Annotated in this window: 21 protein-coding genes; 10 read left to right on the forward strand and 11 right to left on the reverse strand. The window is 70.2% G+C overall.

Going from position 1 to position 19800, the window contains the following annotated elements; all coding sequences use genetic code 11:
- Positions 1 to 8: 8 nt before the first annotated feature.
- Positions 9 to 830 carry a class I SAM-dependent methyltransferase gene (locus tag OO70_RS04555; protein ID WP_043665333.1) on the forward strand — a complete coding sequence of 274 codons (822 nt, stop codon included), beginning with the start codon at positions 9 to 11 and terminating at the stop codon, positions 828 to 830.
- A 17-nt stretch (positions 831 to 847) separates the two neighbouring features.
- On the opposite strand, the gene OO70_RS04560 is transcribed toward OO70_RS04555, so the two are convergent.
- Positions 848 to 1501, reverse strand: coding sequence for a TetR/AcrR family transcriptional regulator (locus OO70_RS04560; RefSeq protein ID WP_043664339.1), 654 nt, complete (start codon positions 1499 to 1501; stop codon positions 848 to 850).
- A 101-nt stretch (positions 1502 to 1602) separates the two neighbouring features.
- Here OO70_RS04560 and OO70_RS04565 point away from each other — a divergent pair, with 101 nt between their 5' ends.
- Together OO70_RS04565 and OO70_RS04570 are read left to right on the forward strand one after the other, a co-directional pair.
- Positions 1603 to 2448 (forward strand): patatin-like phospholipase family protein, encoded by an 846-nt coding sequence (locus tag OO70_RS04565; protein ID WP_043664342.1) that lies wholly within the window; start codon positions 1603 to 1605, stop codon positions 2446 to 2448.
- Between the two features lie 42 nt (positions 2449 to 2490).
- The gene (locus OO70_RS04570) at positions 2491 to 3693 is read left to right on the forward strand and encodes a cytochrome P450 family protein (RefSeq protein ID WP_043664344.1); all 1203 of its coding nucleotides are present in this window, start codon (positions 2491 to 2493) and stop codon (positions 3691 to 3693) included.
- Here the strand turns inward: OO70_RS04570 and OO70_RS04575 are convergent.
- Positions 3690 to 4349, reverse strand: a complete 660-nt coding sequence (locus tag OO70_RS04575; RefSeq protein ID WP_043664352.1) for a DUF402 domain-containing protein — start codon at positions 4347 to 4349, stop codon at positions 3690 to 3692. The two genes, OO70_RS04570 and OO70_RS04575, sit on opposite strands and share 4 nt — an antisense overlap.
- Before the next feature lie 3 nt (positions 4350 to 4352).
- Positions 4353 to 5225, reverse strand: a complete 873-nt coding sequence (locus OO70_RS53600) for a helix-turn-helix domain-containing protein (protein WP_043664354.1) — start codon at positions 5223 to 5225, stop codon at positions 4353 to 4355.
- 88 nt (positions 5226 to 5313) lie between these two features.
- On the opposite strand from OO70_RS53600, the gene OO70_RS04585 reads away from it, so the two are divergent.
- The 3 genes from OO70_RS04585 to OO70_RS04595 are packed head-to-tail and all read left to right on the forward strand — an operon-like array spanning position 5314 to position 7655.
- Entirely contained in the window at positions 5314 to 5910 is a 597-nt protein-coding gene (locus OO70_RS04585; RefSeq protein WP_043664358.1) for a non-oxidative hydroxyarylic acid decarboxylases subunit B, read from the forward strand.
- Between the two features lie 57 nt (positions 5911 to 5967).
- Positions 5968 to 7392, forward strand: a complete 1425-nt coding sequence (locus tag OO70_RS04590) for a non-oxidative hydroxyarylic acid decarboxylases subunit C (protein ID WP_043664370.1) — start codon at positions 5968 to 5970, stop codon at positions 7390 to 7392.
- A gap of 35 nt (positions 7393 to 7427) precedes the next feature.
- Positions 7428 to 7655, forward strand: coding sequence for a non-oxidative hydroxyarylic acid decarboxylases subunit D (locus OO70_RS04595; protein ID WP_043664373.1), 228 nt, complete (start codon positions 7428 to 7430; stop codon positions 7653 to 7655).
- Positions 7656 to 7671: 16 nt separating this feature from the next.
- Here the strand turns inward: OO70_RS04595 and OO70_RS04600 are convergent, their stop codons facing one another.
- The 5 genes from OO70_RS04600 to OO70_RS04620 form a co-directional block, all read right to left on the reverse strand.
- A complete protein-coding gene (locus tag OO70_RS04600) occupies positions 7672 to 8262 on the reverse strand; it encodes a TetR/AcrR family transcriptional regulator (RefSeq protein WP_043664376.1) in 591 nt (196 codons plus the stop codon).
- A gap of 230 nt (positions 8263 to 8492) precedes the next feature.
- Complete coding sequence (locus tag OO70_RS04605) at positions 8493 to 8969, reverse strand: hypothetical protein (protein ID WP_043664378.1); 477 nt, start codon at positions 8967 to 8969, stop codon at positions 8493 to 8495.
- Positions 8962 to 10377 carry an APC family permease gene (locus OO70_RS04610; protein ID WP_043664380.1) on the reverse strand — a complete coding sequence of 472 codons (1416 nt, stop codon included), beginning with the start codon at positions 10375 to 10377 and terminating at the stop codon, positions 8962 to 8964. The genes OO70_RS04605 and OO70_RS04610 overlap by 8 nt, the downstream gene beginning before the upstream one ends.
- Positions 10370 to 12280 (reverse strand): primary-amine oxidase, encoded by a 1911-nt coding sequence (locus OO70_RS04615; RefSeq protein ID WP_043664382.1) that lies wholly within the window; start codon positions 12278 to 12280, stop codon positions 10370 to 10372. The genes OO70_RS04610 and OO70_RS04615 overlap by 8 nt, the downstream gene beginning before the upstream one ends.
- A 120-nt stretch (positions 12281 to 12400) precedes the next feature.
- Positions 12401 to 12781 (reverse strand): ATP-binding protein, encoded by a 381-nt coding sequence (locus OO70_RS04620; protein ID WP_043664383.1) that lies wholly within the window; start codon positions 12779 to 12781, stop codon positions 12401 to 12403.
- Positions 12782 to 13117: 336 nt separating this feature from the next.
- Between OO70_RS04620 and OO70_RS04625 the strand changes: the two genes are divergently transcribed.
- The 4 genes from OO70_RS04625 to OO70_RS04640 all read left to right on the forward strand — a co-directional run bounded on the left by OO70_RS04625 (position 13118) and on the right by OO70_RS04640 (position 16843).
- On the forward strand, positions 13118 to 14215 hold the full coding sequence (locus OO70_RS04625; protein WP_043664384.1) for a PP2C family protein-serine/threonine phosphatase: 1098 nt from the start codon (positions 13118 to 13120) through the stop codon (positions 14213 to 14215).
- Positions 14216 to 14284: 69 nt separating this feature from the next.
- Positions 14285 to 14740 carry a MarR family winged helix-turn-helix transcriptional regulator gene (locus tag OO70_RS04630; RefSeq protein ID WP_043664386.1) on the forward strand — a complete coding sequence of 152 codons (456 nt, stop codon included), beginning with the start codon at positions 14285 to 14287 and terminating at the stop codon, positions 14738 to 14740.
- Between the two features lie 28 nt (positions 14741 to 14768).
- Complete coding sequence (locus OO70_RS04635; protein WP_043664388.1) at positions 14769 to 15821, forward strand: LLM class flavin-dependent oxidoreductase; 1053 nt, start codon at positions 14769 to 14771, stop codon at positions 15819 to 15821.
- A 59-nt stretch (positions 15822 to 15880) separates the two neighbouring features.
- On the forward strand, positions 15881 to 16843 hold the full coding sequence (locus OO70_RS04640) for a GNAT family N-acetyltransferase (protein ID WP_043664390.1): 963 nt from the start codon (positions 15881 to 15883) through the stop codon (positions 16841 to 16843).
- Positions 16844 to 16849: 6 nt separating this feature from the next.
- On the opposite strand, the gene OO70_RS04645 is transcribed toward OO70_RS04640, so the two are convergent.
- The 3 genes from OO70_RS04645 to OO70_RS04655 form a co-directional block, all read right to left on the reverse strand.
- The gene (locus OO70_RS04645) at positions 16850 to 17782 is read right to left on the reverse strand and encodes a chitinase (protein WP_324604832.1); all 933 of its coding nucleotides are present in this window, start codon (positions 17780 to 17782) and stop codon (positions 16850 to 16852) included.
- 263 nt (positions 17783 to 18045) lie between these two features.
- On the reverse strand, positions 18046 to 19221 hold the full coding sequence (locus tag OO70_RS04650) for a permease (protein WP_043664395.1): 1176 nt from the start codon (positions 19219 to 19221) through the stop codon (positions 18046 to 18048).
- Positions 19222 to 19332: 111 nt separating this feature from the next.
- Positions 19333 to 19770 (reverse strand): DUF2218 domain-containing protein, encoded by a 438-nt coding sequence (locus tag OO70_RS04655; RefSeq protein WP_078651244.1) that lies wholly within the window; start codon positions 19768 to 19770, stop codon positions 19333 to 19335.
- Positions 19771 to 19800: the final 30 nt, after the last annotated feature.

Here is a 19800-nt window from a genome sequence, read left to right on the forward strand (position 1 = left end):
TGGTCGGTGTGGAGAAGCGGCGGTCCGACGTGTGGGCGGCCGGGGATGCCTACGAGGGGTACATGGGGCGGTGGAGCCGTCGTGTCGCCGAGGCCTTCGTCGCATGGCTCGGGTGTGAGCCCGGTGCGCGCTGGCTGGACGTGGGATGCGGTACCGGAGCGCTCACCTCGACGGTCGTCGACCGGTGCCGGCCCCGGACGGTGGTCGGCCTGGAACGGTCCGCCGGGTTCGCCGCCTCGGCCCGCACCGCCGTTCCCGCGGCCACGGGCTTCGCCGTGGCCGACGCCGAGGAACTGCCGGTCCGTGACGCGGTGTTCGACGTGGCCGTCAGCGGTCTGATGCTCAACTTCCTTGCCGAACCGGCCGATTCGGTGCGCGAGGCGGCCCGCGCGGTGCGAACGGGCGGGCTGGTCGCCGCATATGTGTGGGACTACGCCGACGGCATGGCGTTCCTGCGTTACTTCTGGGACGCGGCGATCGCGGTGGACCCGTCGGCCGCCGAACTGGACGAGGGCCGCCGCTTCGAGCTCTGCCGTCCGGATCCACTGCGCGCGGTGTGGGCGGCGGCCGGGCTGACGGACGTAGAGGTCGCTCCGCTCGAAGTGCCCACGGTCTTCCGGGACTTCGCGGATCTGTGGGAGCCGTTCCTCGCGGGTCAGGGCCCCGCTCCTGGCTATGTCGCCGCCCTCCCACCGGCAGGTCGGGAGGGATTGCGCGAAACGCTGCGCGCGACCGTACCGACACAGCCGGACGGATCGATCACGCTCACCGCTCGCGCATGGGCGGTGCGCGGCCGCAGACCGGTCGGCGTCGACGCGCTCACGCCGTAGCCGAGTCGGTTGCTCGATCAGAGGCCTTGCAGGGCGCTGTTGAGTTGGGTCGCGGTGAGGGCGGGGGCGGGGAGCGCGGGCGTGGCGGGTGCGGCGCGCAGGCCGTCCAGGAGGAGGGCGAGGGGGCGGCGCCAGGCGTCGGGGCCGGCGGCCGTGGTGAGGGCGGGGACCGTCCGGCCCAGGGCGGCGAGGGCGAACAGAACGTCCTCCGGGGTGACGTCCGCGCGGATCGTCCCCTGGTCGCGGCCCCGGCTCAACAGCAGTTCCACGGTACGGCGGTTGTGGGCGTGCACGGCCTGGAGCGAGTCGACGCCGTCGAGGTGGGTGGTCATGAGGTCGTTGGTGCCGCGGTCGGCGGCCAGCCCGGCGAAGACGGTGTGCAGATAACCGGTCAGGCCCGCCCAGGCGTCCTCGGCGGTACGCGCCTGCTCGCCCATGGTCATCGTGTCGGTGAGCAGGTCGTGGAAGACCGCGTCCACGAGAGCGGCGCGGGTGGGGAAGTGCCGGTACAGGGTGGCGTTGCCGATGCCGGCCCGGCGGGCGATCACGTCGATCGGCGCGTGGAGGCCCTGCTCGGTGAAGACCTCGTGGGCGGCCTCGATCAGGAGCTCGCGATTGCGCCGTGCGTCGCGGCGCCGAGCAGGTGCCGTCGTGTCGTCCACGCCCGTCATCTTCACCCTCCGCACTAGTGGGGAGTGCTCCCCGGTAGTGATGCTATCGTCCATCCATCAAGTGGGGAGTGCTCCCCATTTAGGCAGACGAAGGGGGCGTCATGCATGGCACGGCACTGGTCCTGGGCGGCGGTGGGCCCGTCGGCGGGGCGTGGATGACGGGGGTGCTCGCCGGGCTCACGGAGGCCGGCGTCGATCTCGACCGCGCCGACGTGATCATCGGCACCTCCGCGGGCGCGATCTTCGGCGCGCGGCTCGCGTGCGGCGAGCCGCCGGGGGAGTTGTACGAGCGCCAACTGTCCCGCGCCGACAAGGTGGAGCTGCGGGTCACCGCGGCGCAGACGGTCCGCTTCCTGTGGGCGGCGCTGGGATCCCGCGATCCGCGGCGCTCCGTGCGGCGGCTGGGCCGGGCCGCCCTCGGCGCACGCACCGGACCCGAGTCCGAACTCCTGGACGCGGTCGGCACGTTGCTGCACGGCGCACGGGACTGGCCCGGCCGAGCTCTGCGCATCACGGCCGTCGACGCCGTGACCGGGTCCCTGGAGACCTTCGACGCGGACGCGAAGGCGACCCTCCTCGAAGCCGTCGCCGCGAGCTGTGCCGTACCCCTCGTCGCACCGCCCGTCACGGTCGCCGGCCGACGCTGGATCGACGGCGGCAGCCGTACGACCACCAACGTCCACCTCGCCGCCGGCCACCGGCACGTCCTTGCCGTCTCACCGATACCGACGGCGGTCGGCCCGCACCCCGGCGCCCACCAACAGGCGGCCCAACTCGCCGCACAGGGAACCGAGATCACCCTCGTCACCCCGGACCGCGCGGCCCGGCGCGCCATGGGCCGCGACATGACCGCCGACGCCCGCCGCCCGGCAGCCGCCCGTGCGGGCCACGCCCAGGGAACGGCCCTCGCGCACACGGTGCATGCCGCCTGGCGCACCGATTCCTGACCCCACGACCGCGCACACCCGGTGACCATCGAAAGGAGTGCCATGCAGGCACCCACCCCGCAGGACCTGGACCCCGACCCCCACCTCTTCTACGCGGCCCTGCGCGCCCGAGGGCCCGTGCACCGGGTCCTGGTCCAGGGAAGCGGCGAGACCTGGCTGGTGGTCACCCGGGACGCGGCCCGCGCCGCGCTGACCGACCCGCGCCTGCGGAACGACATCCGGCACTCCTCGTCCTGGCAGGACGACGGTGGCCATGCCCTCGGCCGCAACATGCTCCAGACCGACCCACCGGACCACACGCGGCTACGGCGCCTGGTCGCGGGCCACTTCACATCCGCGCGGATCGCCGCGCTCCGCCCGCGCATCGAAGCGATTGCCCTCGATCTGCTCGCCGAGCTTCCGCCGCGCGGGACGGTGGATCTGGTGAGCCGGTACGCCCTGCCGCTGCCCGTGACGGTGATCTGCGACCTGTTCGGGGTGCCCGCCGCGGACCGTACGGTGTTCCACGCCTGGTCGAACGAACTCGTCATGCCCGCTTCGCCCGAGAAGGGTGCCTCGGCCGCTGCCGCCCTGGGCGCCTACCTGGCCGAGTTGATCCACCAAAAGCGCGGCGCAGGAGAGGCCGACCTGCTCAGCGACCTGGTCGCAGCGGCCCGCGTACCCGCCCCCGAGACCCCCCTCACCTCCGAGGAACTCCTCGGGATGGCCTTCCTCATCCTGGTCGCCGGACACGAGACGACCGTCAACCTGATCTCCGCGACCGTCCACGCCCTGCTCACCCACCCCGACCAACTCGAACTGCTGCGTACGGAACCGGACTTGGTCGGCGCCGCCGTGGAGGAGTCGCTGCGGTACAGCGCACCCGTCCATGCCACCGCGTTCCGCTTCGCCGCCGAGACACTGGACCTCGCGGGCACCCGCATCCAGGCCGGGGACGCCGTACAGATCTCCTTGGCCGCGGCCTCCCGCGACCCCCTCCACTTCCCCGATCCCGACCGCTTCCACCTACGGCGTCGAGGCCCCGGACACCTAGCCTTCGGCCACGGCCTCCACCACTGCCTGGGCGCACCCCTTGCCCGCACCGAGGCCGCCATCGCCGTACGCCTCCTGCTGGAACACTGTCCCGACCTCGCACTCGCCACCGACCCCACGACACTGACGTGGCGAACGAGCACGCTGCTACGGGGCTTGGGCGAACTGCCGGTGCGGTTCGGGGCGTCGGGAGATCCGGGTGATGCCGGTTAGTCCAAGGCCAGCACGTCGGTGGGGAGTTGGGGAGCCGGCCGGTGAGGATCGTGACGCCAGTCACTCAACCCCTGTTCGGTGGCGAACGGTCCGACGCCTGCCTCGATCAGCGCGACCGCTTCCTCGCGAGCCCTCTCCACCGCCCGGTGATCGGCCTCGCTCACCACCCCCAACCGGCGACCGTGGGCATATTCGTCCTCGTCCTTCCAGTCCCACCGCGACAGATCGGGCGCGACCACCAGGTCCAGCAGAAGGTCGAAGGTGTCGAAGCCGATGGGCGTCCGGCGCATCGGATGCTGGAAGTTGACGTACCAGTGCGTCAGCCGGCGGTCGCCCGTGGCGTCGAAGAACGCGTTGACGCTGAACCACGCGTCGGGCGGTACCCATTGGAGATGGTCCGTGCTCCGCCAAGTCCACGGGCCGAGCTGCCAGTTGCCGTGGGCCAGGTTCGGCAGGGCGCGCAGCCGGGCGGTCTCGTCGCCCGTGAGGAGCCACTCGATCCAGGTTGTCGGGACCAGCAACTCCGCGCCCGGCCCGCATCCGAGAACGAGCGCTTCAGCCGTGTCCTCGACGACCCGCAGCGCATGGGCACTCCACACCTGCCGCCCGAACACATCGCGCCGTACGGCGGTCTCACCCGGCTGGAATTCCTGCACGACTCATCTCTGCCCACGCGCCACCGCCCGGAACTCCAGGGGCGTACGGCCGTCCCGCTTGCGGAAGAACTTCGCGAAGTCGGTCGGTTCGGCGAAGCCGAGGGTGCGGGAGATGTCCGCGGCCGTTGCGTCGGTGTGGACGAGGAGGCGTTTGGCTTCCAGGAGGACGCGGGCGTCGAGGTACTGCTTGGCGGTCGTGCCGGTGGCCGCGAGGGTCGCGCGGGTGAGGGTGCGCGGGCTGTAGCCGAGGGCGGCGGCGTAGTCGGCGACCTGGTGGCTGGTGCGGAAGTCGTGTTCCAGGGCGGCGCTGTAGCGGCGGAACGTGTCGTCGGGCGGGGCGGACGACACCGGGTCCGGGCGGACGTGGGACAGGCGGAGCAGCAGGACGGAGAGGAGCATGCGGAGGGTCTGGAGGTGTGCGTCGAGGGGGAGTGACGTCAAGTCGGCGTATTCGTGCGCGAGATGACGCAGCGTCAGGCGGGCTGCCCGGGCGTGGGGTTCCGTCGGGAGCAGGGGTGACTGGTCGAAGGGGGGATCGGCCAGGACGAAGCCGGGCTGCCAGATGACGATCGTGCCCCGGGCCGTCGTCAGGTCGTCGGGGACGTACTGGTGCACCTGCCCGGAGCCCACCCACAGCCAGCCGCCCGCTTCCACCGCACAGTCCGTGAAGTCGACTCGGTGGCGCAGTGTGCCGGCCGTGACGTGGATCAGGTGGTGGAAGTCCGGCCGTTGCGGGGCCGACAGGTCGAGGCCACGGCGCTTCCCGCGGGCCAGCAGCTCGGTGAAGTCCAGGACGTCCATACCGATGGGCGCGCCGAGCGACGGGCGGTACGACACGTCGGTGATCTCAGGTCGAGGCTGACCGTTTTTTCCCATGGTGAGTCCCGAGCCTACCCTTGTCGGGCACCGAACCGCTCCTACGGTCGAAGACACAGAGACCGGACCGGGCAAGGAGCTGGGCGACGTGCGACTGATCGTGGGGATGACCGGGGCGACCGGAGCCGTCCTCGGCGTCCGGCTGCTGGAGCAGCTGGCCGAGCTGCCCGACGTGGAGACCCATCTGGTCCTCAGCCGGTGGGCCCGGACCACCGTCGAGCTGGAGACGGGCCGCACCGCCCGCGAGGTCGCCGAGCTGGCCGACGTCGTCCACAACCCGGAGGACCAGGGCGCGACCATCGCCTCCGGGTCGTTCCGTACCGACGGCATGGTGATCGTGCCCTGCTCCATGAAGACCCTGGCCGGTATCCGCACCGGCTACGCCGACGGGCTGATCGGCCGCGCCGCCGACGTGATCCTCAAGGAGCGCCGCCCGCTGGTCCTCGTGCCGCGCGAGACGCCCCTGAGCGAGATCCACCTGGAGAACATGCTCGACCTCGCCCGCAAGGGCGTACGCATCGTGCCGCCGATGCCCGCGTTCTACAACCACCCCGCCTCGGTCGACGACATCGTCACCCACATCACCGCCCGCGTCCTCGACCAACTCGACCTGCCCGCCCCCGCCGCCAAGCGCTGGGAAGGCATGCGGACCGCCCGCGACGAACGCATCCACCCCGCCGCCTGAGACCCCCGAGACACCCGCAACTCTGCGACATCCGCCCACGACGTACGGAGCCTCCCCATGCCCTACGACGACCTGCGCAGCTTCCTGGACACCCTGGACAAGGAGAGCCAGCTGCTGCGCATCACCGAACAGGTCCTTCCCGAACCGGACTTGGCCGCCGCCGCCAACGCGGCCGGACGCATCGGCGAAGGCGCCCCCGCCCTCTACTTCGACAACGTCAAGGGCTTCACCGACGCCCGTATCGCGATGAACGTCCACGGCTCCTGGCGCAACCACGCCCTCGCCCTCGGACTGCCCCCGGACACCTCCGTGCGCGAACAGGTCGAGGAGTTCGCCCGCCGCTGGGACGCCTTCCCGGTCGAACCCGAGCGCCGCGAGGACGCGCCCTGGCGGGAGAACACCCAACAGGGCGCCGACATCGACCTGTTCAGGGTTCTCCCGCTGTTCCGGCTCAACGACGGCGACGGCGGTTTCTACCTCGACAAGGCCGCCGTGGTCTCCCGCGATCCGCGCGACCCGGACCACTTCGGCAAGCAGAACGTCGGCACGTACCGCATCGAGGTCATCGGCCGCGACCGCCTCGCCTTCCAGCCCGTCCCCATGCACGACGTCGCCCAACACCTGCACGCCGCTGAGGAGTTGGGCGAGGATCTCCCCATCGCGATCACCCTCGGCAACGACCCGGTCATCACGATCGTCGCCGGCATGCCGATGGGCTACGACCAGTCCGAGTACGAGATGGCAGGCGCCCTGCGCGGAGCCCCCGCCCCCATCGCCACCGCTCCACTCACCGGCTTCGACGTCCCCTGGGGTTCGGAGGTCGTCATCGAGGGCGTGGTCGAGAGCCGCAAGCGTCGAATAGAGGGCCCCTTCGGTGAGTTCACCGGCCACTACTCGGGCGGCCGACGGATGCCGGTGATCCGTGTCGACCGCATCTCCTACCGCACCGACCCGATCTTCGAGTCCCTCTACCTCGGCATGCCGTGGACCGAGGTCGACTACCTCGTCGGCCCCAACACCTGCGTCCCCCTGCTCAAGCAACTCCGCGCCGAATTCCCCGAAGTGCAGGCCGTCAACGCCATGTACACCCACGGCCTCGCGGTGATCGTCTCGACGAAGAAGCGCTACGGCGGTTTCGCCAAGGCGGTCGGCATGCGCGCGATGACCACACCGCACGGCCTGGGCTACGTCACGCAGGTGATCGTCGTGGACGAGGACGTCGACCCGTTCGACCTGCCCCAGGTGATGTGGGCGATGTCCGCGAAGGTCAACCCCCAGGACGACGTGATCATCGTCCCCAACCTCTCCGTCATGGCACTGGCACCGGCCGCCAACACCCCAGGAATCACCAGCAAGATGATCATCGACGCCACGACCCCGGTCGCACCGGACAACAGGGGCCACTTCGACACCCCGGTACGGGACCTGCCCGAGACCCCCGAGTGGGCCGACCGGCTGCGCGCCCTGATCGCCGCCCGCTGACCCGATCCACGAACCACCGTCAGGAGCCACCCGCCATGTTCTGCCCCCGCTGCGCCCACGACACGGTCGACACTGTGACCACCTCCCCGGTCCCCGGCGTCTGGGACGTACTCCAATGCACCCGCTGTCTCTACATGTGGCGCACCACCGAACCCGACCGCCGCACCCGGCGCGAGGCGTACCCCGCCGAGTTCCGGATGACACCGGCCGACATCGAAACCGCCCTGGAGGTGCCCGTCGTACCGCCGCTGCTCGTCAACTGAACTTGACGGTGTGCGGCTACGGCCGCAACGGTCTCAACAGGCCGTCGAGTACCGCCTCTTGGCGCCGGGGCGTGGTCGTGTGGGGCAGCAGGACCGCGTTGATCTGGAAGCCCATGAGAGCCGCGAGGAGGGTGTCGACGATCTCGTCGTCGGGCGTGCTCGTGCCGATGTCGCCCTGCCTGCGGCCCTGTTGGAGAAAGGCGCGCATCTGTTCGCGCCAGGACGCTATGGCGCTCTCGTGCACCTCGGCCATGCGCGTGTCGTGCACGGCGTGGTCCCAGAAGGCGATGACGACCCGGGCCTCCATGAGGCGCACGTCGTCGAGCGGCATGATCTCCAGGCAGAGCAGACGCAGGGCGGCGAGGCCGGTCGCGTCGCCGATGGACTCGCGGGCCCGGACGTTTGTGCTCTCGAAGGCGTGCTGGAACGCGGCGAGAAGGATCTCGTCCTTGTTGCGGAAGTAGCCGGCCAGCGCACCGTTGGCGTAGCCGGCCTCGGCGGCGAGGTCGCGCATGGTGACGGCGTCGAGCCCGCGTCTTGCGATCAGGGCCCATACGGCCTCGATGATCTCGCGGCGCCGAGCGTCATGATCGACGATTTTGGGCATGCCCCGACCTTAGGGCCTGTCCGGCGGATCATGCCGCAGACGCGGGGCGTGGCACGCCCACCTGCGGCGTTGTCGTCGGTCGCCGACGCTCCGCGTCGACTCCCTCCTCCGCCTTGCAGCTGCACGCACCACGCCCCGCTCACCGGCACTGATCAGGCGCCGTTGCTTTCCTGCGACTTGATCCGTCGGACAGGCCCTAATCCAGCAGCTCCGGCGCCGGTTCGACACGCTCAGGCCAGCATGGCGGCCATGCCCAGGGCCATCATCGCCCCGCCGATCTCGCCGATCTCGCCGATCCCGCCGATCCCGCCCAGCGGACCGGCGTGCAGCGGACCGGGACGCAGCGCCCGGTGCATGAAGGCACTCGCCCGCGCCAGCACCCACAGCACCACCGCCAGCGCGAACAACCCGTGACCGTCGGTGTGGTGGTCATGGTGCCCCTGCGGAAGGCGGGCCATGGCCGCCGTGATCAGGGCCATCACGGCGAGGTCGGCGGCGACCGGTCCACGGGCGAACAGACACATGCCAGCTGTCACGGCGGCGCCCGCAAGCAGCGGGTACGGTCCCGGACTCCCCACCACCATCACCAGCGTCACGGCGACCACGACGGCGTGCGGCCCCCAGCGCCGTACGGGCCCCGGCACATGCCCCGCGAGGCACAGACCGGAGCCCGTCAGCGCGACGGCGGCCGGGAGAACGTCATACATCGCGACGGCGCCGGACGGTGGCCGAGACCGCCCCTGCCGCGAAGCACAGCACGACGATCCCCTCGAAGAGCCGCGTGAGCCCGGTCGAACCACCGATGAGGGTGGTGAAGTTGGCCAGCACCATGAACGTGATCCCGCACAGCCCGAGCGCGCCGAGCGCCGGCGCGAGCCGGGTGTGCCACAGCCGGGTGTCCGCCTCCGTGCGGGCGAAGAAGGCGATGATCGCGACCCCGACGAGGATCATCAGCACCAGCACGCCGAGCGTGGCCAGACCGCTCATCCAGGTGAACAGCTCCAGCACCGGATCGGACCCGGCGAGGACGAACGCCCCCACCACCACGGCCGCCGACACGCTCTGCACCAGCGAACCAGCGTGCGGCGAGCCGTGCTTGACGTGACTGCGGCCCAGCACGGCGGGGGCGTCGCCCTGGCGGCCGAGGGAGAACAGATAGCGGGAGATCGCGTTGTGGAAGGCGAGCAGCGCCGCGAACAGGCTGGTGAGCAACAGGACTTCCATCGTGTCGGAGGCGGCCGGGCCGACGTACTGCCCGGCCACGGTGAAGACCAGCCCGGTCGTGTCCTTGGCGGCCGCGCCCTGTACCTCGTCCGTGCCGACGGCCAGCACGACCGCCCAACTGGACAGCGCGTAGAAGCCGCCGATGGCGATGACCGCGAGGTAAGTCGCCCTGGGCACACTGCGCTTGGGGTCCCGCGCCTCCTCGCTGTAGATGGCGGTCGCCTCGAAGCCGACGAAGGAGGCGACCGCGAACATCACCCCGATGCCCGCCGACCCCGTGGTGAACGCACCGGGCGTGAAGGACTCGAAGTCGATGCCGTGCGCGCCTCCTTGGGCCAGGATCGCCACCGTCATCACCGTGACGATGCCGACCTCCAGGATCAGCAGCACCGACAGCACCTTGGTGTCGACCTCGATGTTGCGGTAGCCCAGCACTGCGACCAGCCCCCACAGCACGCCGGCCCACAGCCACCAAGGCAGGTCCGGGCCGCCGTACTTCACGACCAGCCCCTGCAGGGTGACACCGGCCAGGCCGTAGATCCCGGCCTGGATCGCGCTGTACGTGAGCAGTGCCAGGCCTGCCGCTCCGGTGCCGGTGATCCGGCCGAGTCCGGCGGTGACGTACGAGTAGAAGGCGCCGGTGTCGACGACATGGCGGCTCATCGCCGCGTAGCCGACGCTGAACAGCAGCAGGACGACTGCGACCAGGAGGTAAGCGGCCGGTACGCCGGGGCCGTTGCCGATGGCCAGCATCACCGGCAGGGCGCCACCGATGGCGGTGAGCGGCGCGGCTGCCGCGACGACCATGAAGACGATCCCGCCGACTCCGATGGAGCCACGGAGTTTTGACGGTGTGTCAACTGAGCTGTTGCTGATGGTCTGTTCAGACATGGCAACTACCTGAGCCCGTGCCGCAGGCAGCGTGGGCGGAGGCGCTCGGCGGTACGTCGAGGGTGGGGTTGCGGTCGAAGAAGCCGACCGGCTTGAGTGTGAAGCCCGTGGTGTCGACCGGCATGATCGGCCAGTCCTCCGGGCGCGGTGCGTGGGTCAGGCCGAAGGTGTGCCAGACGACGAGGTCCTGCCCGTCGAGGTCCCGGTCGGCGGCGGCGTACGCGGGCAGCCCCGCTCCGCCGGGATGCTGGTTGACGAAGTCGCCGGCCGGATAGCGCTCGGCCGGGTCGTAGGCGGTGACCCAGAGGTGCTTGGTGGCGAAGGCCGCGCGGGCCGCCACCGAGGACTCAGGATCGGCGAGCAGGGCCGGCTTGCCCTCCGGGTGCAGGGCGTAGGCGACCGGGCGGCCGAGCCGGTTGAGCGAATCGGGGTTGGAGATGTGCCACACGCGGTCCACGCTCGCGTCGGCCATTCGCTGCGCCTCGCTCTCTCGCGTCAACGGGGTGCGCTGGAGGGCGAATGCGTTGCCGCGCGGGTTGTCGGGGCCCATCGGCACCCGGACCGTCTCGACCTCCTCGACACGGTTCACGGGTCCGTCCACCGCCATGTCCAGCCGCGCGCTGAACAGGTGTTGGTGGTAGGGGGCGCCGAGACCGGGGGCGAGTTCGGTGGCGTACGGGTAGTCGCCGCCGGGGTGGGCGGAGGTGAAGACGACGCCGGTGGCCTTGGCCTCGAACTCGATCGTGCCGTCGAGGTACAGGTACCAGTAGAAGCCGTAGTCGTAGTTGCCGACCGTGGTGAAGAAGGAGAGCACCATGCGCCGTTGCCGCCGGGTCTCGGCCGAGCCGGTCCAGAGGTCGGTGTGCTTCCAGAGGATGCCGTAGTCCTCCTCGTGCAGACAGACGGCGTTGGTGAGGGTCTGCGGTGCGCCGGTCTCGTCGGCGATCACCGCGTCCAGGTAGGTGATGTCACCGAGGCAGTCGCAGCCGAGCTGGAGCGCGTTGGCGTAGCGGCCGATGAGGTACTCGCCGGTGTCGAAGTAGTTCTGCCAGGACCGGACGGGGGCGGGGTCGGCGTACGGGACGACCATCTCGGCGATCGACGCGCGATGGATCACCGGGCGCCCGGCGAAAGCGAGTTGATGGAGGATCAGGCCCTCGCGGGCGTCGAAGCCGATGCGCAGCGACCAGTTCTCCCAGGTCAGTGCATTGCCTTCGAGGGCGAAGCTGGGGCCCTGCGGCTGGGTGATCTCGATGGGCTTCAGGGTGGTGCGCGGCGGGCCGGTGACGGCCGGGTCGTCGAAGTTTCCCGACTCCGCGGGTACCGGTACCGGGCCGAGGTCGATCACCTGGTCCACGGTCCGGTTGAGGACGTCCACGTAGGCGACGAGTCCGTCGACGGGATGCGCCCACGCGTGGTCCTTCGGGTGCTCCTGTACGAAGGCCAGCCCGCGCAGGATGCGGCGGCCCCGCTCCTGCGGGTACTCGGCGTCGTACACGCCCGCGGACAGCGGGGCGACCCGCACCGAGTCGACGTCCAGGCCCCGCGCGGCCAGGGCGTCCAGCCAGCGCCCGTCCTTGGCGAGGATCTCCTCGACGAGCGCGAACTCCGCGTCCAGAACCGGGAGTTGTCCCTCCGTCGCGGCGTCGATCAGCCGGTGCGAGTCGACCCGCGCCTCGGTCAGCGAGACCGTCGCGTCACGGGAGGGGCCGCCGGAGACGTCGAGCAGCAGGACACGCAGCCGGCGATCGTCCTGCGCGGGGGTGTTCTTGGGCGGGTCCAGGAGCCCGAGATAGGCGAAGCGAGTGGTCTCCGTGACCAGTCCGGCCGCCGCGAGCAACTCGCGGGCGACGGTGATCTCTTCCGGGGCGAGCGGGTCGAGGGGATGACGAGCGGCAGCCATACGAGCCTCCGGGGATCTTTTTCTCTACGTCCGTAGAGCAAAAAATCGCGCGGCCACGTTTCGCTCGGCAGTACGCCCGCGTTGCCTTGCTGTTAAGTCCGTCGGACCCGGCGCGCCGGGTCAGATGGCCAGGATCGCCCGCACCCGCTTGCCGCCCCCGGTCAGCGGGGTGACGTCGAGCCGGTGGGCCAGGCAGCGCACCATGGCCAGACCGCGCCCGCTCTCGCCCTCGGCGGTCAACGGCCGTACGCGGGGCGGGGTCGGGTTGTCGTCGTAGACCTCGACCGTGACCCGCTCGTCGGACAGTTGGAGGCGCAGTCGGCACTCGCCGCGACCGTGCTCGGTCGCATTGGCGACCAGTTCGGACACGATGAGCGTCGCGTCCTCGATCTGCTCCGCGTCCACCCGCGCCATCCGATGACGGGAGCGGGCGAGGAACTCCGAGGTCAGCCTTCGCGCCTGACCCGCCGACGCCGCCTCGTCGGGCAGCAGGTACTCCACGCGTACAGAACGCCTATGGGTACGCCGATGCGCACGCATGGCGAATCACTTCCCCTCCTAGGACAACCCGGTATCCCCGCGGCGCGACCGCACCGGGGCCGTCGCAGGTCTTGCGCGGCCGGTCCTACACAGTTCACTTGCCCGCAGTCCGTGATCGGCAACCAGGCGATGCGACACGGTTGTCGTCGATCAGGAAATGTCCGTTCTCGGCCTCAATTGGGTAAAGCGCCGGGCACGCCACGGGGATTGCCTGGCAGCCTTGCGATGTCCAAAGGTGGGGGAGGGGCCCCTGCGGAAGGTGGCTCCCGGAAGCCGCCGGCGCACTTGGAGTGGACCATGGCCGCAGCGAAGCCGCAGCGCAGTCTCTCCGTGCTGACCTGGCTGCCCGCCGCGGTGATGGCGGTGGTCGCGGTCGGGGACATCCTCACCGGCCCCGGACTCGGCTTCCTGCCGCTGGCCTCCCTCGGCCCGGCCTTCGCCGGACTGGTCGGCGGCTGGCGCCGTACGGCGTGGTTCGGCGCCGCCGCGCTCGCGCTGTGCGTCGGACTCGGCCTGTACGACGGCCTGTTCCAGGAACGCAGAGGCTTCCTCGCGATGGTGTCGGTGGTGGGCGTGACCGCCGCCGGCATCGCTGCCGCCGTGATGCGCGGACACCGCGAGGCCGAACTCGCCAGTGTGCGGTCCATCGCGGAGGTGGCGCAGCGCGTCCTGCTGCGGCCCGTTCCCCTGACCGCCGGCCCTCTCCAGGCGGCGGTGTCGTACACCTCGGCCGTCGCGGAGGCCCGTATCGGCGGTGACCTCTACGAGGTGGTCGCCTCCCCGCACGGCGTGCGGGTGATCGTCGGCGATGTGCAGGGCAAGGGGCTCGCCGCCGTCGAGACGGCCGCCGTGGTGCTCGGCGCGTTCCGGGAGGCCGCGCACGACGAACCCGACCTGGTGGGACTGGGTGAGCGCCTGGAGCGCAGCGTCTCCCGCGTCCTGTCCGACGAGAAGTTCGTGACCGCCGTCCTCGCCGAGATCGGCACGGACCACGAGGTCCTCTTCCTCAACTACGGCCACCCGCCCCCGATGGTCGTACGCCGCAACGGCGCCGCCGACTTCCCGGCACCGCCCTCCTACGCCGCGCCGCTCGGCCTGGGCGGCGCACAGGGCAGCGAGAGCCCGAAGCCGTTCTCCGTGTGCTTCGCACCGGGCGAGCAACTGCTGCTGTACACCGACGGCGTCACCGAGGCCCGCGACGACCACGGCACCTTCTATCCGCTCGGCGAGCGCGCCCACCTCCTGAAGGAGCCCGACGCGCAGAGCGCGCTCGACTCCCTGCGCGAGGACCTGGTCCGCCACACGGCCGGCCCCCTGCATGACGACGCGGCGATGCTTCTGCTGCGCTATCACGACCATGCGGATACGACGGGAGACGCCTCGCCCATCGGGTGAGCGCGGGAGGTCCGTGCTGCCCACCGGTCGGCCCACTTCCTTGTTTCGTCAATCAAGTAAACTGGTGGCATGACCACGCCCGAGCAGCCACTGCGACCCATGAGTCCGCGCGAGGAAGAACTGGTGCGCGAACTCGCCCGGGTGATGCTCGTGCTGCCCCGGGTGGTCGACGCCGACATGATGCGGGAACAGCGCCTGCCGCTCTCGGAGTACACGACCCTCATGCACCTGTCCGAGGCCACGGACCGGCGGATGCGCATGAGCGAGCTGGCCTCCGTCTGCAACCTCTCGCTGAGCGGCATGACCCGCATCGTCACCCGCCTGGAGACCCAGGGGCTGGTCGCACGGGCGCGGTGCGCCGAGGACGCCCGCGGCTGGAACGCCGTCCTCACCGACCAGGGCCTCGCCCGCCTCCAGGAGGCATGGCCCGCCCACCTCTCCAGCGTCCGGCGCCATGTCCTCGACCACGTCGACGCGGCCGACCTGACCCGGCTCCTCGGCGTGATGCGCCGTATAGCCACCTGACCCACCGAGCAGACCCAAGGAGTACGAGATGACCACCCCGACCGACACCTTCGGCATCACACTTGGCCTGGACACCTTCGGTGACGTCACGAACGACGCCGAAGGCGCGCCGCTGACGCACGGCCAGGCCATCCGCCGCCTCGTCGAGGAGGGCGTCCTCGCCGACCAGGTCGGCGTCGACCACTTCGGCATCGGAGAGCACCACACCGAGGCGATGCCGCTGTCGGCCGCCGACGTCGTCCTCGCGGCCATCGCCGCGCGCACCGAGCGCATCCACCTCAGCTCGGCCGTGACAGTGATCAGCTCCGACGACCCCGTCCGGGTCTTCCAGCGCTACGCCACCCTCGACGCCGTCTCCGAAGGCCGCGCCGAAGTGATCCTCGGCAGAGGGTCGAGCACCGAGTCCTTCCCTCTCTTCGGCTACGACCTGAACGACTACGAGGAGCTGTTCGAGGAGAAGGTCGCCCTTTTCGCCGAACTGCTCAAGGAGAAGCCCGTCACCTGGTCCGGCAACACCCGTCCCGCCCTCGACGGTCTCTCCGTCTACCCGCACAGCGAGACGGGTTCGATCCCCACCTGGATCGGCGTCGGCGGCAGCCCGCAGTCGGTGATCCGCACCGCCCAGTACGGGTTCTCCCTGATGCTGGCGATCATTGGCGGGGACGTGGCCCGCTTCGCCCCGTTCTCCCAGCTGTACCGCCGGGCGCTCGCGGAGTTCGGTCACCCCGCCCGGCCCATCGGCGTCCACGCGCCCGGCCATGTCGCCGCCACCGATGAACAGGCGGTGGAGGAGTTCGTGCCGGCCTTCCAGGAGCTGATCCGCAGCGTGGCGCGGCAACGCGGTTTCCGCACCCCGACCCGCGAGAGCCTCATGCAGGACGTCGGCCCCGGCGGCGCCCTGCACGTCGGATCACCGGAGACCGTGGCCCGAAAGATCGCGGACACCCTCAAGACCCTCGACGCGACCCGCTTCAACCTGAAGTACGGGATCACCGGAATGCCCCACGACACCCTCATGACCAACATCGAGCTGTATGGCACGAAGGTGGCGCCGCTGGTGCGCGAGTTGATGGCGGACTGAACGCACGGGGGCGCGGAAACTCCGTTGCAGGCCGGGGGCCGTCACCCGACAGTGGGTCCATGACCGCCCCCACCTCTGCGCCGCCCGGCCTGAGCGTCCGTCCGGCGACCCCGGACGACGCGTCGGCGGTGTGCGCCCTGCTGAACGAGATCGACCTCCTGGAGATCGGCCGCGCGGACACCGAACTGGCCGAGATCCAGGCGGACTTGAAGCACCCCGAGGTGGACCTGGAGCGCGACTCCTGGCTGCTCTTCGAGGGCGCTCGCCTCGTCGGATACGGCCTGCTGTGGGACGACTCGGGCGGCGAGCGGATCGACATCGATCACTACATCCTGCCGGGCCAACTACCGGGCGCTCTTCACCTGTTCGCCTTGATGGAGGCCCGCGCCGCCGAACGGGCCGCCGCCAACGGTGCAACCCGAGCGGTGGTCCACCTGCACCTCACCCTCGCCCCCACCATGGACCTGAACGCGTTGCGGAACCGAGGCTGGCGCCCGGTCCGCCGCTACAACGTGATGGCCCGTCAACTATCGCCCACGGTCGACTCGTTGCCGACCACCCCGCCCGGCGTGACGGTGCGCCCCTGCCTGACGGAACCGGACCGCCGACGCGCCCACGCGCTGCTCCAGGAAGCCATGACGGAGCACTTCGACTTCCAGTACCGCACATACGCACAGTGGCTGGACGACATCGACGCCGAGCGGGTCGACTGGTCACTGATCTGGATCGCCCACGTCGACGGCCTCGGGGACGTCGCGATGGTGCGCAGCCACAACGACCGCGCCTCCATGGCCTGGATCGGCAACCTCGCCGTCCTGCGCCAGGCCCGCGGGAGGGGCCTGGGCAGCCACCTCCTGCGGTACGGCTTCGGCCACTACGCGGCACTCGGCCGCGACCGGATCGGCCTGGGCGTGGATACCGACAACACCAGCAACGCCCTCGCGCTGTACGAGCGGCACGGCATGACCCTCGACTTCGGCGTCGACACCTGGGAGTTGACCCTTCCCGTCACCTCCGGATGATCTCCGTCACCTCCGGGTGAACGACTTGAAGGTGTGGCTGAAGTACCAGGTGTCCTGGGCGATGCCGGAGCAGTTGTTGGCGCCGCCGGTGCCCACACAGCCGCCGTTGTCGCGCTGGAGCGCCCAGAAGGAGAGCGTGTTGATGCCCCGGGCGACGGCCCACTTCTTCACCGTGACGGCGTTCTCGGTGGTGAAGGTCTCCGCCGGGCCGAAGTCGTCGATGCCGGGCATCTCGGTGACGCCGATCTTCTTCCACAGCTTGGCCGGGTTCTTCTTCGGGTAGAGCGCGGCGAGTTGGGCGTGCAGGCCGGTCGCGGCGGTCTTGGTGTCCTCCGCCATGTCGTGCGCGGCGCCGTCGTAGTAGTCGAACGTCATGATGTTGACGACGTCGACGCGCGCGCCGTTGTCGACCGCGTTCTGCAGCAGGGCCACGCCGTTGGGCGCGAGACCGGTGGTGGTGGTCGGCAGCGTGTAGGAGAACTCCACGCTGCGGCCGGTGCGTTCGGCCCAGCGCTGCACCTTGGCGATCGCCTTGTTGCGGCGGTCGATACCGGCGGTGTTGTTGATGGAGTCGGCCTCGATGTCGAGGTCGATCCGGCTCACGCCGTAGGTCGTGACCAGGCTCTCGTAGACCTTCGCGATGGCGTCGACATCGGTGCAGCTGTCGGCCAGTTCGGTGTTGGTGGTGTCCGCGCTGTAGCCGCCGAAGGACGGGATGACGTTGCCGCCGCGCGCCTGGATGGTGGCGATGTCCTTGCCGAAGGTGGACTTGGCGATCGGCTGGGCGGGCAGGCCGTTCCAGTACGCCGTGCACGAGCCGGCTGCCTCGGTCTGCAGGAAGGCCATCGTGAGGTACTTGTTGCCGGACTCGGCGGCGAGCGCGGCCGGACTCTCGCCGGTCCACGCCTCGAAGTACGGCGCCGCCACGTGGTCCGGCATGGGCTGCGCGCGATGATCAGCGCTCGCGTCACCCCCGCCGAGAGCAACAAGCCCCGTGGACAAGGCGGTTACGGCCGCGCAGGACAGTGACGCGCGAAGAGGCCCAGGTCGTCTCATTGACGCTCCCATGCTGAAAGGAGAGAAGCCGCCCCAGACCGGGGCGAACAGCGACCATATTTGGACTAGACCAATCGTCTGTCAAGGTTCTTTACAGTGAACTGACCGGGACGGCGCGGGAATTCGGCGGGAGGCGCCGCCTCCGGTCAGTGGTGATGGTGGTGCTCGTGTTCCTGCTCCTGCTCGCCGTGATCAGGTGAACCGCCCATCATCCGCAGCATGGCCGGGCCGCCGCTGCGCAGGAACCGTACGACCAGACTCGCGGCCAGCAGCAGGAAGGCGATGTTGAGCCAGGTCGTGTAGTTCCAGGTGATCCCGTCGTCGGGGATCTTGGCGTCGGCCTGGTCGGGGATCAACCCGAGCCCGCCGAACGCGAACTCGACGATGTAGCCGGCGACGGCCATCGCGGTGAAGAAGGTGACCAGCAGGAAGCCGGCCATCCGGGCGCCGTAGTACTTCCGGTAGATGTTCAGGATCGGCAGGATCAGCAGGTCGGCGTAGATGAAGGCGATCACTCCGCCGAAGCTGATGCCGCCCTTCCACAGCACCACCGCGAGCGGCACGTTGCCGATCGAGCAGACGAAGGTGGCGATGGCCACCAGTGGCCCGACGAGCGGTCCGACCAGCTTCGCGGCGAAAGGGTGGTCCGCGAGGAAGAACGTGTGCCAGAAGCTGTCCGGCACCCAGGCGGCGATCGCGCCCGCGATCAACAGTCCGGCCACCAGGTCGCGCAGAATCGCGGCCCACTCCATCACGAAGATGTGCGCGACGGACGTGAACCCGTCCCGCGAGAACAGCCGTCGGACGAAACTCCCCTCGCCCCCGATCGACATGTCCATCGCCGCATGCCCCTCCATGGAACCGGCCAGCCCGCGCTCGGCCTGCTCCTGCGCCCGGTCCAGCAGGCGCTGACGCAGGAAGAGGCGGAACAGCACCGCGAGGACGACGATCATGATCGGCCCACCGACGAACTCGGCCGCGGTGAACTGCCAGCCCATCAACAGGGCCAGGATCACGCCGAGTTCGACGACCAGGTTGGTGGAGGCGATTTCGAAGGCCATGGCCGCGGTGAAGTTCGCACCCTTGCGGAACAGGGAGCGTGCGAGCGCGACAGCCGCGTACGAACAGGAGGACGAGGCCGCGCCGAGCCCGGCGGCCAGAGCGAGCGTCCGCGGCCTGTCGTCACCGAGCAGCCGTACGACCGTCGACCGGCGCACCACCGCCTGCACGACGGCGGAGAGCGTGAAGCCGAGGATCAGTGCCCAGGTGACCTCCCAGGTCATCGAACCGGCAATGGACAATGCGTGCCCGATCGCTTCCATGAACCCGCCCCTCTCCGTGTGCGTCTGGCAGGACTATACCCCCAGGGGGTATTTAGTGCATGTGTCGCGGCAGGGGCGGGGGAGGGGAGGTGGCGTTGGTCGCGTCTGGGACTAGCCGGCGCGAAACGGCGATGGCCGCGGACCTGGTCCGGCCGTCGTGCCGTCGACGTGGCGGAGCTGTCCGCCGGGCGTGTCGACGATCGCCTCGGACGGCTCCCACTCCACCCGCAACGGATCGCGCCTGCTGAACCTGCCGATGTGCGTGGTGACGAGATCCTGAAGCCGCCCCAGGTTCTCCTGATCCTCGGCCTCGATGTGCACTCGCAGAGTGCCGGGGGTGGCCTGGAGGGTGCACTGCCCCCAGGGCAGGCGGAGCATCCCGTCGCTGTCCGTCCACTCGACCTGGATCTGGTCGGGTCGAAGGTCGGGGAGCGTGTGGGTCCGTGGGCGATGGGTCAGGTGGTGGCCCTTGTTGGCGAAGTGCTTGCAGAGCTGTACGAGGTACCGGGTGGGGCGTTCGGTGGCTATCTGTGCTTCGGCGGTGGGCATGGGGTCCTCGGTTCGGTCGGGCGTGAGGGA

The sequence above is a fragment of the Streptomyces xylophagus genome, assembly GCF_000716435.1.
In the GTDB taxonomy this organism is placed as follows: Bacteria; Actinomycetota; Actinomycetes; order Streptomycetales; family Streptomycetaceae; genus Streptomyces; species Streptomyces xylophagus.

What these genes read in the sequence shown, in the direction of transcription:
- OO70_RS04655 (WP_078651244.1), bottom strand. Translation starts at nt 19,770, where the DNA reads ATGCCCACCGCCGAAGCACAGATAGCCACCGAACGCCCCACCCGGTAC.
- OO70_RS04600 (WP_043664376.1), bottom strand. Translation starts at nt 8,262, where the DNA reads ATGCCCAAAATCGTCGATCATGACGCTCGGCGCCGCGAGATCATCGAG.
- OO70_RS04590 (WP_043664370.1), top strand. Translation starts at nt 5,968, where the DNA reads ATGCCCTACGACGACCTGCGCAGCTTCCTGGACACCCTGGACAAGGAG.
- OO70_RS04560 (WP_043664339.1), bottom strand. Translation starts at nt 1,501, where the DNA reads ATGACGGGCGTGGACGACACGACGGCACCTGCTCGGCGCCGCGACGCA.
- OO70_RS04625 (WP_043664384.1), top strand. Translation starts at nt 13,118, where the DNA reads ATGGCCGCAGCGAAGCCGCAGCGCAGTCTCTCCGTGCTGACCTGGCTG.
- OO70_RS04640 (WP_043664390.1), top strand. Translation starts at nt 15,881, where the DNA reads ATGACCGCCCCCACCTCTGCGCCGCCCGGCCTGAGCGTCCGTCCGGCG.
- OO70_RS04615 (WP_043664382.1), bottom strand. Translation starts at nt 12,280, where the DNA reads ATGGCTGCCGCTCGTCATCCCCTCGACCCGCTCGCCCCGGAAGAGATC.
- OO70_RS04610 (WP_043664380.1), bottom strand. Translation starts at nt 10,377, where the DNA reads ATGTCTGAACAGACCATCAGCAACAGCTCAGTTGACACACCGTCAAAA.
- OO70_RS04570 (WP_043664344.1), top strand. Translation starts at nt 2,491, where the DNA reads ATGCAGGCACCCACCCCGCAGGACCTGGACCCCGACCCCCACCTCTTC.
- OO70_RS04595 (WP_043664373.1), top strand. Translation starts at nt 7,428, where the DNA reads ATGTTCTGCCCCCGCTGCGCCCACGACACGGTCGACACTGTGACCACC.
- OO70_RS04630 (WP_043664386.1), top strand. Translation starts at nt 14,285, where the DNA reads ATGACCACGCCCGAGCAGCCACTGCGACCCATGAGTCCGCGCGAGGAA.
- OO70_RS04645 (WP_324604832.1), bottom strand. Translation starts at nt 17,782, where the DNA reads ATGCCGGACCACGTGGCGGCGCCGTACTTCGAGGCGTGGACCGGCGAG.
- OO70_RS04650 (WP_043664395.1), bottom strand. Translation starts at nt 19,221, where the DNA reads ATGGAAGCGATCGGGCACGCATTGTCCATTGCCGGTTCGATGACCTGG.
- OO70_RS53600 (WP_043664354.1), bottom strand. Translation starts at nt 5,225, where the DNA reads ATGGGAAAAAACGGTCAGCCTCGACCTGAGATCACCGACGTGTCGTAC.
- OO70_RS04605 (WP_043664378.1), bottom strand. Translation starts at nt 8,969, where the DNA reads ATGTATGACGTTCTCCCGGCCGCCGTCGCGCTGACGGGCTCCGGTCTG.
- OO70_RS04565 (WP_043664342.1), top strand. Translation starts at nt 1,603, where the DNA reads ATGCATGGCACGGCACTGGTCCTGGGCGGCGGTGGGCCCGTCGGCGGG.
- OO70_RS04635 (WP_043664388.1), top strand. Translation starts at nt 14,769, where the DNA reads ATGACCACCCCGACCGACACCTTCGGCATCACACTTGGCCTGGACACC.